This is a genomic window from Sphingopyxis sp. TUF1, assembly GCF_036687315.1.
Taxonomy (GTDB): domain Bacteria; phylum Pseudomonadota; class Alphaproteobacteria; order Sphingomonadales; family Sphingomonadaceae; genus Sphingopyxis; species Sphingopyxis kveilinensis.
The window spans coordinates 1,488,929-1,504,301 of record NZ_CP144683.1 but is presented as its reverse complement, the minus strand read 5'-3'; the positions used below and the strand labels follow the sequence as shown (position 1 = coordinate 1,504,301).

Here is a 15,373-nt window from a genome sequence, read left to right as displayed (position 1 = left end):
GGCGGGTCACGCTTCTCCTGGAATGGGGCGTTCGCCGACGATCGACAAGCCATAGCCCTCGAGCCCGACGATATTGCTGTGGGTGGGGGTGAGCAGTTCCATCGCATGAACGCCGAGGTCGGCAAGGATCTGCGCGCCGATGCCGTATGTGCGCAGGTCCATGCCCCCGGTCGGCGGCGGCAGCGCATCGGCGTTGGCCGACCCGGGCAGCGGGCGCATCAGCATCACGATAACTCCCGCGCCAGCCTCGCCGATCGCGTCCATCGAACGCTGGAGTCTGCGCTTTTTCGGCCCCGGCCGTCCCATGATATCGTCAAAGAGCGATACAGGGTGCATCCGCACCAGGGTCACGCCGTTGGGATCGATGGGTCCCTTTTGCAGTACGAGATTGACGCTGCCGTCGATCTTGTTGCGATAGGATTTCAAACGCCAGTCGCCGCCATAATCCGATTCGAACGGCTCGTCGGACACGCATTCGACCAGCCGGTCGCTGCGGTTGCGATAGGCGATGAGGTCGGCGATCGTCCCAATCTTCAGCCCGTGGCGCCGCGCGAAGGGAATGAGGTCGTCGAGCCGCGCCATCGTGCCGTCGTCGTTCATAATCTCGCAGATCACGCCCGACGGGTTCAGCCCGGCGAGGCGCGCGATGTCGACCGAAGCCTCGGTATGGCCGGCGCGGACGAGCACGCCGCCGTCGCGCGCAATCAACGGAAAGACATGCCCCGGCGTGACGATGTCGTCGCGGCCCTTGCCCGCGTCGATCGCTACCGCCACCGTGCGCGCGCGATCGCCGGCCGAAATGCCTGTTGTCACTCCCTCGCGCGCCTCGATCGAGGTGGTGAAGGCGGTTTCGTGCCGTGTGCCGTTCTGGCGGCTCATCAGTTCGAGACCCAGCGCGTCGACGCGCGCCTTCGTGAGCGTCAGGCAGATCAGCCCACGGCCGTGCGTCGCCATGAAATTGATCGCGTCGGGGGTCGCCATCTGCGCGGGGATGACGAGATCGCCCTCATTCTCGCGGTCTTCGTCGTCGACGAGGATGAACATGCGCCCGTTACGCGCCTCGGCGATAATCTCCTCGGGTGTCGCCATCGGCGACAGGTCGCTGCCGTTTGCGAGCCAGTTTTCCAACTTGCGAAGCGTTTCGGCGGTCGGATTCCAGGCAGGCGAGTCGAGGTCGCGCAGGCTGTTCGCATGGAGCCCCGCCGCGCGTGCAAGTCCCGACCGTGACATGGTTCCGTCGGCGACGATGGCGCGAATGCGATCGATGAGATGTGTAGACACCCCATTGATGTCTCACATCATAATGTGATCGTCAATCAGATAATCACATCAAATGTCAGTTCGGGCCGAAGGTTGGTCCGTAGTCGCGATTCGGAGCGTCGGCATCGGCCTTGGTGTCGAGCAGCGCGAGCAACTGGCCCGTCCGGTCGTCGCGTTTCGCATAGTCGCGCGCCGACATGCCGGCGATATGGTCGGCCTTGTCGGGATTGGCACCGCGCCGCATGAGCAGGCGGACCATTGCGCTGCTCTTGGACTGCACTGCCAGAATCAGCGCGGTTTCGCCGCGCCGGTTCGTCTGGTCCACCGGTGCCCTCTGCTTGAGCAGTTCGTCGGCGCCGTCGGTGAAATTGAGCAGCGCGGTGTGCATCAGCGGCGTCATGCCGTTACGGTCGGCGATCGACGGATCGGCATCCTTCGAGAGCAGGAAGCGCAGCCAGCTGATGTCGCGCCGTTTGGTAACGATCATCAGCGCGGTTTCGCCCGTGTCCACGTTGCGCGTGTTGACGATCCCCGGGTCGTCCTGAAGCGCCGTGGTCGCCTTGGTCCCGTCGCGATTCTCGACCGCCTGCAAAAAGGCATAGCCGCCGCGGAACTGCGCCTGCGCGGGTCCGTGGACCAGCCCCGCAGCAGCGAGCGGGACAAGCGAGAAAGCGGCGAGGCGAAACGCGGCGCGACGAAACATGATCTGGGCGACCCCTGGGGCAATTTGTCCGCCGCTCGCGCGACGACAATGGTTGATTTTCGCGGGCTAGCCGACCAAGGCTGGCCACATGATGAATATCGCAAATATGGGACAAAGGCTGCTCCGTGCAAGTCTGATGCTCGTTTTCGGGGCGACTTTGGCGGCGTGTGATGCCGGCAGCGAACCCGCACCCGCCCGACCGCCGCTCGAAGGCGCGCGGATCGGCGGGGCTTTCACGCTGACCGACCAGAGCGGCCGGACCGTTCGCGATACCGACTTTGCGGGCCGGTATCGGCTCATCTATTTCGGCTACAGCTTTTGCCCCGACATTTGCCCGGTCGACTTGCAAAAGCTGATGCGCGGCCTTGCGCAGTTCGAGAAGGACGATGCCGCACGCGGCGCCAAGGTTGCGCCGCTGTTCATCACCGTCGATCCCGAACGCGACACGCCCGAAGCGCTGAAACCCTTTGTCGCCCGCTATCACCCGCGGCTGCTCGGCCTGACCGGCACGCCCGAACAGATCGCCGCGACCGCCAAAGCCTTTGTCGTCACCTATAACAAGGTGCCGGGGTCGGCGCCCGACCGCTATCTGATGGCGCACAGCCAGCTCGCCTTCCTGATGGACGCAGACGGCAAGCCGCTTGCGCTGCTGCCGCTCGACGACCCGACGACCGATACCGACGAGGGCGCGCCGGCCAAGGTTGCCGCCGAACTGGCGAAGTGGGTGAAATGAAGGTGACGGAGGCGCGCCCTTTTTGGGAAGCGCCGCTCGCCAGCCTCGACGCGGGCCAATGGGAGGCGCTGTGCGACGGTTGCGGCAAATGCTGCCTGCACAAGCTGGAGGATGAGGACACGGGCCGCATCTATCCGACCAACGTCGCGTGCCGCCTGCTCGACCTGTCGACGGCGCGTTGCGGCGATTACAAGCATCGCCGCCGCCACGTCCCCGATTGCCTGACGTTAACCCGCGCCAAGGTCGACGACATCGAATGGCTGCCGCAAACCTGTGCCTATCGCCTGCGCGCCGAGGGTGCGCCGCTGCCCGACTGGCATTATCTGGTCTGCGGCGACCGCGATGCGGTGCACCGCGCGGGCGAATCGATCGTCGGCTGGACGGTGAGCGAGGATGTCGCGGGGCCGCTTGAGAATCATCTTGTCGAACGCGTCATTTGATCCCGCCGCCGACGGGCCGCACATCCGCGTCGGAGATGCGGCGTGGCCGGTGCGCGTCGTCCGCCATGCGCAATCGCGCCGCTATCGCCTGATTTTTGATGGCGCGCGCGGCGAGCTGCGGCTCACCGTGCCGCGCCGCGCGAGCGAACGCGCGGCGATCAAATGGGCGGCCGAACAACAGGCGTGGCTGGTCGAGCAGATCGGCAAGGCGGTCCGGCCGGTGCTGGTCGGCCCTGGCACCGCAATCCCCTTTCGCGGTATCGACCGGCATATCGACTGGAAGCCGGGCGCGCCGCGCACGATCCGGCTGGGCGGCGATACGCTTGGCGTCGGCGGCCCGGTCGAGAGCGTCGGTCGCCGAATCGAGCGCTGGCTGAAAGCGGAGGCGCTGGCGCTCGTGGAACACGAGAGCCGCGCAATTGCCGCCACCGCGGGACTGACCGTCGGCCGCGTCGGCGTCGGCGATCCGCGCAGCCGCTGGGGCAGCTGCACGCATGACGGCGACCTGCGTTACAGCTGGCGGCTGATCATGGCACCCGATCACGTCCGCCGTGCGACGGTAGCGCACGAGGTCGCACATCTGCGCCACATGGACCACGGCCCCGAATTTCATGCGCTAGTCGATACGCTGCACGATGGCGACGTCGCCGCGGCGCGCGGCTGGCTGCGCCGCGAAGGACGCGCGCTGCACCGCTATCGTTTTACCGCCTGAGCTCGGTCAGTCGGCGGGTTCAGCAGGGGCGGGTCGCGGCGGCGGAATACGGACCGGCGGCGCAGGCGCTTTCGGGACCGAAATAACCTTGGGCTGGCTGCCGCTCCCATTTGCGGGCGGACGGCGTCCCGTCTGTTCCTCGATCCATTGCTGGTCGAGCACCGGACCATCGACCTCGGGCGATGGCGCGTCGAAGCTTTCGGGCGGACGGCTGTCATAGGGCAGCTCGATCGGCATACCATTTTCGTCGACGAGCAGCCCTTCCTCGCCCGGCTCGCCCATATAGGCTTCGCCTTCATCCTCGAGCTGCCATTCGGGCAGCACAACCTCGGTGTCGAATTGTTCGACCGGGCGCCGGGCGACGGCGACGCGCATATAATCGGAAAAAGCCTTGGCGGGCGCGCGGCCGCCCTGCAGCCCGCCGACAGGCTTCGCATCGTCGCGCCCCATCCACACGCCGGTGGTGAGGCCGCTGGAAAAGCCCAGGAACCAGCCGTCCTTGTTGCTCGACGTCGTGCCGGTCTTGCCCGCGACGGGACGGCCGATCTGCGCCGCACGGCCGGTGCCGGTGTTGACCGCGGTCTGGAGCAGGTCGGTGATCCCCGCGGCGACCCAATGATCGACCAGCGTGCTGCCGCGCTCGGCCGGCCGCTGATAGAGCAGCTCGCCGCTCGCGGTCGTCACCTTGGTAATACCATAAGGCTGCACCGACACGCCGCCGCGCGCGACGGCGGCAAAGGCGGCGGTCATGTCGATCACGCGGACCTCGGCGCTGCCCAGCACCATCGACGGGTGCGTGTTGACGGGTGTGGTGATGCCGAAGCGGCGCGCCATGTTGGCGACCGACGAAAAACCGATCTCGTCGCCCAGCTTCGCGGCAACGGTGTTGACCGAATAGGCAAAGGCGCTGCGCAGATCCATCGTGCCCGCAAAGCGCCCCGACGAGTTGCGCGGGCTCCAGCCGTTGATAGTCACCGGTTCGTCGACCACCGGGTCATCGACCTTATACCCCGCCTCGAGCGCCGCCATATAAACGAACAGCTTCCACGCCGATCCCGGCTGGCGAAGCGCCTGCGTCGCGCGGTTGTAGTTGGACGTCACATAATCGCGGCCGCCGACCATCGCGCGCACGGCGCCGTCGCGGTCGAGCGACACAAGCGCGCCCTGCACGCCGCCCGGCGTATTCGCCTGGATCGACGCGGTGGCCGCGCGCTGCATATTGAGGTCGATGGTCGTGTAGACGTCGAGTGCCTCGCTGCCCTCGTCGATCAGCATGTCGAGCTGCGGCAACGCCCAGTCGGTGAAATAGCGCGCGCTGTTCTGCCCCGTTTCCTTGGCGAGCTGGACATTGGCGGGTTCGGCGGAGTCTGCCTGCGCGCGGCTGATGACCCCGGCATCGACCATGACGTCGAGCACCACGTCGGCGCGGCCCAGCGCTGCCTGCGCATCGGCGGTCGGCGAATAGCGCGACGGCGCCTTGACCAGCCCCGCCACTACCGCGGCCTCGGACAACGACATTTCGGTCGCGCTATGGCCGAAAAAGCTGTTCGACGCCGCGTCGATGCCATAGCTGCCGCCGCCGAAATAGACCTTGTTCAGATAGAGTTCGAGGATCTCGTCCTTCGAGAATTTCCATTCGAGCGCGAGCGCGAGGATCATCTCGCGCGCCTTGCGCGCCCACGTATAACTGTTCGACAGAAAGATGTTGCGCGCCAGCTGCTGCGTGATCGTCGAGGCGCCCTGCATCCGGCGGCCGGTGCCATAATTCTCGATCGCAAACACCCCGGCGCGCGCCATGCCGACCGGATCGAGGCCGGGATGATAGCGAAAGCGGCGATCCTCGACCGCGACCATCGCATCCTGCATCACCTGCGGTGTCTCGCTCAGCGACAGCCAGCGGCCATAATTGGGACCGAGCGAGAGGAACACGGTGCCGTCAGCGGCGCGAACCCGGATCGTCTGACCGGCTGGCGACTTCTTGAGTTCCTCGAAACTCGGCATCCGCTGCACGGCGATACCGACCGCGACACCCAGCGCGACAAGCCCGACGACGGCGAGGCCGAGGCCCCAGCGGAATGCGCGGCGCAACCACACGCGCCAGCGCGGCGGTTCGCCGCGCGGCGAAGCGCTGCCTTTACCGGACGATGACGATGTCTTCGGCGAAGCTTGCTGTCTATCGCGGCGCAAAGCCCGTATTCCTTCCCTCGCGTCGCCCCGGATGCCTCGGTGGCGAAGGGTTCAGCCTTCGCCGGTTGATGCCTCATCCGGCGCGCGGTCGACGAAGTCAAGCGCCGCGCTGTTGATGCAATAGCGCAGGCCTGTCGGTCCGGGGCCGTCGGGGAACACATGGCCCAGGTGGCCTTCGCAGGTCGCGCAGCGCACTTCGGTGCGGACCATGCCGTGGCTTGCGTCGCGATGCTCGCTCACCGCCGCACCATCGGCGGGCGCGGTATAGCTCGGCCAGCCCGATCCGCTGTCATATTTGGTGCGGCTGTCGAACAGCGGCGCACCGCAGCCCGCGCAGCGATAGATGCCGTCGCCCTTATGATCGGTATATTTGCCGGTGAACGCGCGTTCGGTGCCGCCTTCGCGCAGCACATGATGCGCCATCGGGTCAAGCGGCTTGTCGGTTCGGGGGTCGGTCATCGGGAATCTCCAGCGGGCGCGTCGCGCTTGTTCGCCATAATATCGGGATGGCGCCCGGCTGCAACAAGGGGCAGGCCGCTCGATTGCTTTACGTTGAATGCCCCTGTCTGGCGCATGGAAAGCGCCTGAAACTGTGTTTTTCCTGTTTCGCCGCCAATAGGTTTGCTTCGGAAATCCTTTCAAAGTTCAGGAAAGGTCAGCCTTGCGCGACAGTCATGCGATTTGCGCAGGGGCAGCGCAATCATTCCAAAGGTCAGGAAAAGTCAGCCTTGCGTAGCTGCCGATCGGTGCGCTCGGCTACTGCGCAGGCAGGCCGGGAAGCCATCGCTTTTATCGACATATTGAAAGAGCCGGGACGAAGGCTGGCATAGCGGGGTCATGTAGGACAGCGTTTTTTTTTGGGTGTTCGGTTTGGGATAGGGAGCGGACGTTTCAATAAACCGTCGCCCCCGCGAAGGCGGGGGGCGCAATCGGCCTTTTCCTGCGCCGCTGCGTAAACAGACAGCGGCCCCCGCCTGCGCGGGGGCGACGGCTAGGTTCGGTCGAAAGCCGCCCTCCGCTGCTCAATCGTTGGTGAGCAGCGCCAGCTTGACGCGTGCGGTGCCGCTGCGGTGCATGCCGATTTCGCGCGCGGCGGCGCGGCTTACATCGATCACGCGGCCGTGGGCAAAGGGGCCGCGGTCGTTGATGCGGACGATCACGCTGTCGCCGGTCGACATGTTGGTGACGCGAACCTTGCTGCCGAAGGGCAATGTGCGATGCGCAGCGGTTAGCTGACCGGGGTCGAAGCGTTCGCCGCTCGCGGTGCGGTTCCCAGCGAGTTCGTTGCCGTAATAGCTGGCGGTGCCGCCGTCGATTTCGGTTTCCTGGACGAGCTCTGCAATCGGATTCGCGGCAATCTCGACTTCCTGCGCGCCGGCCGAGGCCGTCAGCAGAAGCGGAAGCAGCATGGCTGAAAAGGCCCGCATGACACATCCCCTTTGACGTGGGAGGGCCAAAAGCAGCGGCGGCGTGTCAAGGCAAGCCGCCGCGCGCTGGATTGAAGCCTATTTGCGTCCGGAGGTTGGAATCGACGCAGCCTTAGGGGAACAAATGGGCGTCAGACGTCCAGATTGGCGACCGACAGCGCGTTCGTCTGGATAAAATCGCGCCGCGGCTCGACCTCGTCGCCCATCAATCTTTCGAAGATTTCGTGCGCGACGTCGGCCTGTTCGGCCTCGACGCGCAGGAGCGAGCGGTTCGCGGGATCGAGCGTCGTTTCCCACAGCTGTTCGGCATTCATCTCGCCCAGCCCCTTGTAGCGGCTGATCGCAAGCCCCTTGCGGCTGTGCGCGAAGATCGCCTCGAGCAGTTCCGACGGGCGCGTGATCGGCGTGACCTTGCCAGCGCTCGCGGCGGGCAGGTCGCTGTCGCTCGCTTCGGCATCGTCTTCCGCGGCAAGCGCGGCAGCATCGGCGGCGAGCGCCGCGGCGCTGCTGCCTTTCACCAGCCGCGCGGGGTGCGCATAGGTTTCGGACTGTTCGGCGGCGAGTATGTGCAGCCGGCGCGCCTCCTGGCTCGCGAGGAAGGCCGCGTCGATCGCATGATGGTCGCTGACCCCGCGCCACCGCTTTTCGAGCGTATAGCCGCCGCCCGCGGCGGTTATCGTCCACTTCGCCTCGGCACCGCCGGTCAGAGAGCGTTCGGCGGCGTTGAGCCATTCGGCGGCGCGCATGGCGGCGGCGGTGCGCCCCGCGCTGTCGAGCGCCGGATCGAGCGCGCCGTTGAGCGCCAGCGCCTCGACCAGTTCATAATTATGGCCGCGCGGGACATAGCGCATCAGCGCGCGCAGACGGCGGCCATGCTCGATCAGCCCGCGCAGATCGGCACCCGACCGCGCGCCGCCGGTGGTTTCGAGCATCAGCGCGTCGATCCCGCCATCGACGAGGTAATTTTCGAGCGCGCTGTCGTCCTTGAGGTAAACCTCGCTCCGCCCCTTCGCGACTTTGTAGAGCGGCGGCTGCGCGATGTAGAGGTGCCCGTTCTCGATAATTTCGGGCATCTGGCGATAGAAGAAGGTGAGCAAAAGCGTGCGGATATGCGCGCCGTCGACGTCGGCGTCGGTCATGATCACGATCTTGTGATAGCGCAGCTTTTCAATGTTGAATTCGTCGCGAATGCCGGTGCCGAGCGCCTGGATCAGCGTGCCGACCTCCTTCGACGAAATGATGCGGTCGAAGCGCGCGCGCTCGACGTTCAGGATCTTGCCCTTCAGCGGCAGGATCGCCTGCACATGCCGGTCGCGGCCCTGCTTCGCGCTACCGCCTGCCGAATCACCCTCGACGAGGAAGAGTTCGCATTTAGTCGGATCGCGTTCCTGGCAGTCGGCGAGCTTGCCGGGCAGGCTGGCGATGTCCATCGCGCCCTTGCGCCGCGTGAGCTCGCGCGCCTTTTTCGCGGCCTCGCGCGCCGCCGCGGCATCGATCACCTTCTGGATCACGGCCTTGGCATAAGCGGGATTTTCCTCGAGCCATTCGGTCATCCGGTCCGCCATCAGGCTTTCCAGAGGCTGCCGGACTTCGCTGCTGACGAGCTTGTCCTTGGTCTGCGAGCTGAATTTGGGATCGGGCAGTTTGACCGAGACGATCGCGGTCAGGCCTTCGCGCATATCCTCGCCGGTCAGGCTGACCTTTTCCTTCTTAAGCAGCCCCGATTTTTCGCCATAGCCGTTGAGCGTCCGCGTCAGCGCGGCGCGGAATGCAGCGAGGTGCGTGCCACCGTCGCGCTGCGGGATGTTGTTGGTGAAGCAGAGGACATTTTCATAATAGCTGTCGTTCCACTCGAGCGCGACGTCGATGCCGATCCCGTCGCGCTCGCTGCTGATCGCGATCGGATCGGGCAGCAGCGCATTCTTGTTGCGGTCGAGATATTTGACGAAGGCGGCGATCCCGCCCTCGTAGAACAGGTCATGGCTGACATGTTCGGCGTGGCGCGCATCGACGAGCTTGATGCGCACGCCCGAATTGAGGAAGGCGAGCTCGCGGTAGCGATGTTCGAGCTTCTCGAAATCGAACTCGGTGACATTCTTGAACGTCTCGGTCGAGGCCATGAAGGTCACGCGCGTGCCCTTCTTGCCTGCGGGGGCGGGGCCGTTGACCTTGAGCGGCGCGACCGAATCGCCATGTTCGAAACGCATCCAATGCTCTTCGCCGTCGCGCCAGATCGTGAGTTCGAGCCATTCGGACAGCGCGTTGACGACGCTGACGCCGACGCCGTGGAGGCCGCCTGACACCTTGTACGCATTGTCGTCGCTCGTGTTTTCGAACTTCCCGCCCGCGTGCAGCTGGGTCATGATGACCTCGGCCGCCGAAATGCCTTCTTCGGCGTGGATGCCGGTCGGGATGCCGCGGCCATTGTCCTCGACGCTGACCGATCCGTCGCTGTTCAGCGTGATGAGGACGAGGTCGCAGTGGCCCGCAAGCGCCTCGTCGATCGCGTTGTCGCTGACCTCGAACACCATGTGATGCAGCCCCGACCCGTCGTCGGTGTCGCCGATATACATGCCCGGCCGTTTGCGCACGGCATCGAGCCCCTTCAGCACCTTGATCGAATCGGCACCATAGGCATTGGCGTTGGGCTGTTTTGCGGCGCCTTCGGGCGCGCTGTTATCGGGGGTGTCTGTCATATCGATTATATAGGGTCCGCGCGCATAAAACCCAAGCGAAAATGCGGCTCTCGGCCATGTCGCGACGGGCGTTGCACCCCCGCGCCGCGGCGGCTAGTTTCGTGGGCATGAAACATGCTTCCGCTTTCTCGCTCGCCGCCCTTGTCGCTGCATCGCTGGCCGCGTGCAGCCAGCCCGCGCCGCCCGCCGACAACGCACCCGAGATTGGGGGCGAACCGCTCGCAACGCGCGCGGTGATGATCGGTACCGAGGGGCCGAGCCTGCCCGCCTGTTCGAGCATCAGCCGGGTGAAGGACGGCGGCACCGACGTCTATTGGGCGCCCGATGAAACGCGCGCCGTCAAGGCGAAGCTCGCGGGCGGCGCGCGCGTGTCGCTGTGCGAGGCGGCCGAGAACGACGCCTGGTTCGGCGTCGTCTTCGCCGCGCCCGGCACCGATCCCGACATGTGCGGGGTCGGCAAGTCGGTGCCCAATGCCCGCGAATATCAGGGTCCATGCCGCTGGGGCTGGATCCGCGGCGGGACGGTGCAGCTGGGGGGATAGTCTCCCCATCCTCCCTGTGGCGCAGCCATGGGGAGGGGGACCGCGCCCGGAGGGCGTGGTGGAGGGGCCGCGACGGTAGCGCCAAAGCCCCTCCGTCAGCGCTTCGCGCTGCCACCTCCCCATGGCTTCGCCACAGGGAGGATATCTAACGGCAATCCTCGATCACGCGGCCGATTTCGGACTGCACCGGCAAGGTCAGCGCGCCGCCGCCGGGCGTTTCGAGCGCGAAACGGCCGCGGCTGAAGGCGATGCGGTCGAGGCGCGGGTCGCGGCTGGGCAGCGTCGCGCTGCCGCCGTCGAAGCGGAGCTGGTCGGTGCCCGCGCTGGTACGCAGGCTGACGGCGCCGTCGAGCGCCGAGGTCAGGCGGATGCCGCCGCCGCTGCACGCCATTGTCAGGAGCGGGTTGGCACTCGCTGTTGGAACGAAGGCGGCGGTGCGGCTGGCGGCGTCATACCGCCACGCGCCGCGATCGACTGCGCGGTCTTCCCAGCCTGACGTCGGGGTCGGCAACGGCGTAGGTGCGGGGGCAGGCGCGACGGGCCGCGGCGCGGGGGGCGGTGCTTCGGGCTGCGGGATGGCGGTGCAACCCGCGAGCACCATCGCCCATGCCGCCGTCGCCGCATAGCGTAAAGCGGACCTCTTCATCGCTTAAAACCCTTTCCAATCAATCGCTTCGTCGATCGGCGCGCGCGGCACCGGCCACTGGTTCACCGGCGCATCCTCGTCGGCATAGCCGATCGCCAGCCCGGTGAACAAAATCTGGTCGTCGGCCAGCCCGATCGACCGGCGCACGGTCGCGCCATACATTGCCCAGCATTCCTGCGGGCAGCTGGCGAGGCCATGTTCGACGAGCAGCAGCATCACCGATTGCAGCCACATGCCCATGTCCGCCCATTGCGGCGGCCCCATGATGCGCGAGCAATGGAGGAAAAGCATCACCGGTGCGCCGAAACCCCGGTAATTGTCCATGAACCGAGCGAGCCGCCCCCTTTTGTCCTCGCGCGGGATGCCGAGCGAGGCATAGAGCGCCTCGCCGACGCCGAAGCGGCGGTCGGTCCACGGCGCGGTCAATTCGGGGGGGTAGATATCATATTCGGGCTCCTGACCGGCGCGCCCCATGGCGATGCGCGCGGCGACGGCGTCCTTGACTGCCTGCCAGGGTTCGCCGGTCAGCACCGTCGCCTGCCACGGCTGGAGGTTGCCGCCTGACGGCGCGCGCTGCGCCACAGCCAATATCTCTTTGAGCAACGCGGGGTCGAGCGGCCGGTCGGTGAAGGCGCGCACCGACCGCCGCGCTTGCAGCGCCCGCGTCACGCTTTTGTCAGTCGCTGGCATATTTATCCTCTCGCCTCTTTCCGAACAGAAGGCCGCGTTCGAGCCGTGCTTTGAGCTGGCGGTAATAGGAAAGCAGGAAGACGTCATCCTCTTCGGCGACCGGGCGGCCGATCTTGGCGCGGATCGTGTCGGCGACCTCGCGCATCGCGCGTGCGTCGCGGTGGCGCAGCACGCGCTCGAGCTCCTGAAGCTCGAAAATGCCATAGACCGAAAGCTCGGCGTCGGTGAAGACCATCGCCTCGCCCGCGGCGTCGACGGCGATGTCGGCGTCAAGCTTCGCGCGCGCGGCCATCACCACCCACGTTCCCGCGATCAGGTCGCCCATCCGCATCCGGTCGCGGTTGAACAGCAGGAACAGGCTGAGCGTCAGCGACCACAGCACGCCCGCCGCCATCGTCCAGCCCCCCACCATATCCTCCGACGCGCCGGCGCCGAGCATCATCAGCGGCAAGAATAGCTCGAGCTCGCGGATCAGGTTGCGCGCGACCACCGCGTCGGCGGTGAGGCGCCCGCCGTCGCGCGCGACGACGCGGATGCCCATCAGCCTTTTGCCTGGCGTCGCCGCGCGCGATCCCAGCTCGAACCCGATGAACCAGAAGGTGCGCAGAACGAAGGCGCCGAGGATCCACACGACGACGGTAATGTCCGACTGCGACGCCACGCCGACCCACTGCATGAAGAGGGTAAAGAGGAAAAGGGCCCCCACCATGAGCATCAAATCGACGAGCAGCGCGCCGAAGCGCAGCCCCGCGCCGGCGATGCGCAGTTCGAGGTCAACGCCCTCGGGCGTCACGAACTGGCGGGTCTTTTTCGCGCGTGCGGCGCGTGCCTCGGCGTTGGCGGCGGCGGTCATGCCGCGTCCCCGCGCCGCGGGATGTAATAAAAGCCGAGCCAGAGGAACAGCATCAGTGTGCCGATCGCATAGCGCAACATCGTGTCGGTGACGAGCTGGCGCCCGAAGCCTTCGAGCAGGCCGGCGATGAGCAGCATCAGGATGACGCCGATCATCACCTTGCCCGCGGTGCGCCCCGCCGCGGCCGCCGCCTCCAGCCGCCCGCGCGCGCCGGGAAAGACGACCGCGGTGCCGATCCGCAGCCCCGCGGCACCCGACAGCGCCGCCGCGAACAATTCAGTCGTGCCATGGATGAACAGCCAGCCACCGAAATCGAATCCGAGTCCCTTGGCCGCAAAGACCGCCATCATCGCGCCGAGCCCGATCCCCTGATAAAATTCGAGCATCATCGTCGGCACACCAAAGGCAAAACCCAGCGCGAAGGATAGAATCGAAATGCGACTGTTGTGCGTGAACAAATAGGTGGCAAAGATGTGGAGCCCGCTTTCGCCCTCGCCCGCCGCCTTGCCATGGCCGAGCGTCGATTGCAGATATTCGGCGCTGGCGCGCGGATCGCGGCCCGACGACATGCCTTCGTCGACGAAATTATAATACCATTCGGGGTTGCTCGACACGAGCGAGTAACTGGTCAGTGCGCCCAGCAGGATGATCAGCGAAATGATGATCGTCTCTTTCCACACCGCGCGCACCGCGGCGGGCCAGTCGTAAAGGAAGAAGCGGCGGAGGCGGTTCCAGCGGCTCTCGCGCACGCCATAGATGAGAAAATAGCCGCGGATCGACAGCGCTTCGAGATGCGCAAGCAGCGCCTTGTCGAGGCTGGTCGCGCGCGCGATCGACAGCGACGACAGGGTAGCGCGGTAGAGGATGGGGAGTTGCAGCAGCTCGTCGCTCGCCAGCCCCTTCGCGCCCTTTTTCTCCAATTTGGTCAGCAGACGGTCGAAGGCGATCCAGTCGCCTTCGCGCTCGGCGCGAAAGCGGCTGGTCGAAAAACTCGGCGCGTCGAGCGTGCGAGCGGTGGGAGGCGGCGGCGGGATCACAGGCTGCCCTGCCGCTTGATGCCCAGATAGGCCTCGACCGCGCTCGCCGCCATGTCGTCGGCGGGCACCTCGATCACGTCGGCGCCGAGGCGGCGCAGCCGCGCGATCACCAGCTGGCGATCGGCGAGCATCGCCGCGGCGACGTTCGCGCGCGTGACGTCGGCGGCGCTTTCGGGATGGCGGCGCTCCTCTGCCTCGACCTCATCGTCGCGCATGACGATGAAAAGCAGGCGGTGCTTTTTCACGAGCCGCCCCGCGGCGCGGATCATCAAGTCGGCGCTCGTCGCGTCGGCAAATTCGGTGAAGAGGATGATGAGCGAGCGGCGGTTGAGCTGCGCGCTCAAGGTGGTGAGCGCGAGGGTGAAATTGCTTTCGACCGGCGCATAGTCGATCAGGCCCGCCGCGCGTTGCAACGCCGGGAAATCCTGCGTGTGCATATAGGCGGGGGTCAGCGCCTGCGGCCTGGCGGCGAAGGAAAAGAGGCTGATCCGGTCATTGAGTTTCAGACCGACATAGGCGAGGAGCAGCGCCGCCGAGACGGCACGGTCGACGCGCGGCATCCCGCCGACCGGCTCGGCCATCGTCCGTCCCGCGTCGATCGCGAGCACGACGCGATTGTCGCGTTCGACGCGATATTCCTTGGCGAGCAGCTTGACGTGGCGCGCCGAGGCGTTCCAGTCGATCGCGCGGCGGTCCATGCCTGGTTGATATTCGGCGAGCGCCTCAAACTCGGTGCCTTCGCCGCGGAAGCGTTGTTGGCGAAGGCCGAACCAGCTGTTGCGCTGAAACAACCGGCTGCCCTCGTCGGTCACCGCGCGCAGGCTGGGCACGACGGTGACCGCGCCATCGATGGCAAATCTACGCTGTTTCCACACCAGCCCGAGCGGCCCCGCCCAGCGTACCCAAAGCGCCTCGATCAGCGCCTGCCCGCGGCGCGAGGCGGCGAGCGATAGCGTGCGAACGAGCGCGCCTTCAGCGCGGCGCATCTCGTCCGCAAGGCGCCCGCCCCCGGCCAGCCGCTCGTCAAGCGACAGCGCGATCTCGGCGCGCGGCGGGAGCGTGCGACCGCGCGCGGCAAGCGACAGGTCGAACGGGTCGCCGACGCCGACCTGCGCCGGAAAGCGCGCGTCGAGCGTCAGGTGGCGCGGATTGGGACCCGCGATCGTGTCGAGGATCAGGCAGGCAAGGATCGCCCCGATCCAGCCCGGCGCGACTAGCCACAGCTCGGGCCGGATCAGTCCGAGCACAAGTGCCAGCGGGGCGCCGAGCAGCAGTAGATAGATGGCGCGGCGGGTGGGGTAGATCATCGCAAAAGATGCTCCCTGTGGCGAAGCCATGGGGAGGGGGACCGCGCCCGAAGGGTGTGGTGGAGGGGCGGCGACGTCGGCGTCCTAGCCCCTCCGTCAGCGCTTCGCGCTGCCACCTCCCCATCGCTGCGCGACAGGGA

At 66.4% G+C, this 15,373-nt stretch carries 15 protein-coding genes; 4 read left to right on the top strand and 11 right to left on the bottom strand.

The genetic code is table 11. The features are described 5' to 3' along the window. Positions 1 to 6: 6 nt before the first annotated feature. Entirely contained in the window at positions 7 to 1,281 is a 1,275-nt protein-coding gene (gene ribB / locus VSX77_RS07120; RefSeq protein ID WP_338426956.1) for a 3,4-dihydroxy-2-butanone-4-phosphate synthase, read from the bottom strand. A 55-nt stretch (positions 1,282 to 1,336) separates the two neighbouring features. Then, a complete protein-coding gene (locus tag VSX77_RS07115) occupies positions 1,337 to 1,963 on the bottom strand; it encodes an ankyrin repeat domain-containing protein (protein ID WP_338426955.1) in 627 nt (208 codons plus the stop codon). Positions 1,964 to 2,051: 88 nt separating this feature from the next. On the opposite strand from VSX77_RS07115, the gene VSX77_RS07110 reads away from it, so the two are divergent. Genes VSX77_RS07110 through VSX77_RS07100 form a run of 3 tightly spaced genes read left to right on the top strand, consistent with a single transcriptional unit; the run spans position 2,052 to position 3,848 of the window. Further along, entirely contained in the window at positions 2,052 to 2,696 is a 645-nt protein-coding gene (locus VSX77_RS07110) for an SCO family protein (RefSeq protein WP_338426954.1), read from the top strand. Next, the gene (locus VSX77_RS07105; RefSeq protein ID WP_338426953.1) at positions 2,693 to 3,136 is read left to right on the top strand and encodes a YcgN family cysteine cluster protein; all 444 of its coding nucleotides are present in this window, start codon (positions 2,693 to 2,695) and stop codon (positions 3,134 to 3,136) included. The genes VSX77_RS07110 and VSX77_RS07105 overlap by 4 nt, the downstream gene beginning before the upstream one ends. Beyond that, positions 3,117 to 3,848, top strand: coding sequence for a M48 family metallopeptidase (locus VSX77_RS07100; protein WP_338426952.1), 732 nt, complete (start codon positions 3,117 to 3,119; stop codon positions 3,846 to 3,848). Before VSX77_RS07105 ends, VSX77_RS07100 begins: the two co-directional genes overlap by 20 nt. 6 nt (positions 3,849 to 3,854) lie before the next feature. Here VSX77_RS07100 and VSX77_RS07095 read toward each other — a convergent pair whose 3' ends face one another. The 4 genes from VSX77_RS07095 to gyrB form a co-directional block, all read right to left on the bottom strand. Further along, on the bottom strand, positions 3,855 to 5,942 hold the full coding sequence (locus VSX77_RS07095) for a transglycosylase domain-containing protein (RefSeq protein WP_338426951.1): 2,088 nt from the start codon (positions 5,940 to 5,942) through the stop codon (positions 3,855 to 3,857). Positions 5,943 to 6,086: 144 nt separating this feature from the next. After that, positions 6,087 to 6,494, bottom strand: a complete 408-nt coding sequence (gene msrB, locus VSX77_RS07090; RefSeq protein WP_338426950.1) for a peptide-methionine (R)-S-oxide reductase MsrB — start codon at positions 6,492 to 6,494, stop codon at positions 6,087 to 6,089. A 563-nt stretch (positions 6,495 to 7,057) separates the two neighbouring features. Further along, complete coding sequence (locus tag VSX77_RS07085; protein WP_338426949.1) at positions 7,058 to 7,462, bottom strand: septal ring lytic transglycosylase RlpA family protein; 405 nt, start codon at positions 7,460 to 7,462, stop codon at positions 7,058 to 7,060. A 131-nt stretch (positions 7,463 to 7,593) separates the two neighbouring features. Beyond that, complete coding sequence (gyrB, locus tag VSX77_RS07080; RefSeq protein WP_338426948.1) at positions 7,594 to 10,158, bottom strand: DNA topoisomerase (ATP-hydrolyzing) subunit B; 2,565 nt, start codon at positions 10,156 to 10,158, stop codon at positions 7,594 to 7,596. A 107-nt stretch (positions 10,159 to 10,265) separates the two neighbouring features. Here gyrB and VSX77_RS07075 point away from each other — a divergent pair, with 107 nt between their 5' ends. Beyond that, positions 10,266 to 10,700: a hypothetical protein gene (locus VSX77_RS07075; RefSeq protein WP_338426947.1), complete on the top strand. Its 435-nt coding sequence runs from the start codon at positions 10,266 to 10,268 to the stop codon at positions 10,698 to 10,700. Positions 10,701 to 10,845: 145 nt separating this feature from the next. Here the strand turns inward: VSX77_RS07075 and VSX77_RS07070 are convergent, their stop codons facing one another. From VSX77_RS07070 to VSX77_RS07050, 5 genes are read right to left on the bottom strand one after another with little or no spacing between them, the layout of a single operon-like run. Continuing rightward, positions 10,846 to 11,346 carry a hypothetical protein gene (locus tag VSX77_RS07070; protein WP_338426946.1) on the bottom strand — a complete coding sequence of 167 codons (501 nt, stop codon included), beginning with the start codon at positions 11,344 to 11,346 and terminating at the stop codon, positions 10,846 to 10,848. Between the two features lie 3 nt (positions 11,347 to 11,349). Beyond that, positions 11,350 to 12,036, bottom strand: coding sequence for a nitroreductase (locus tag VSX77_RS07065; RefSeq protein ID WP_338426945.1), 687 nt, complete (start codon positions 12,034 to 12,036; stop codon positions 11,350 to 11,352). Beyond that, positions 12,023 to 12,889: an RDD family protein gene (locus VSX77_RS07060; protein ID WP_338426944.1), complete on the bottom strand. Its 867-nt coding sequence runs from the start codon at positions 12,887 to 12,889 to the stop codon at positions 12,023 to 12,025. The genes VSX77_RS07065 and VSX77_RS07060 overlap by 14 nt, the downstream gene beginning before the upstream one ends. Then, positions 12,886 to 13,926 carry a stage II sporulation protein M gene (locus VSX77_RS07055; RefSeq protein WP_338426943.1) on the bottom strand — a complete coding sequence of 347 codons (1,041 nt, stop codon included), beginning with the start codon at positions 13,924 to 13,926 and terminating at the stop codon, positions 12,886 to 12,888. Before VSX77_RS07055 ends, VSX77_RS07060 begins: the two co-directional genes overlap by 4 nt. Beyond that, the gene (locus VSX77_RS07050) at positions 13,923 to 15,233 is read right to left on the bottom strand and encodes a DUF58 domain-containing protein (RefSeq protein WP_338426942.1); all 1,311 of its coding nucleotides are present in this window, start codon (positions 15,231 to 15,233) and stop codon (positions 13,923 to 13,925) included. Before VSX77_RS07050 ends, VSX77_RS07055 begins: the two co-directional genes overlap by 4 nt. Positions 15,234 to 15,373 lie beyond the last annotated feature (140 nt).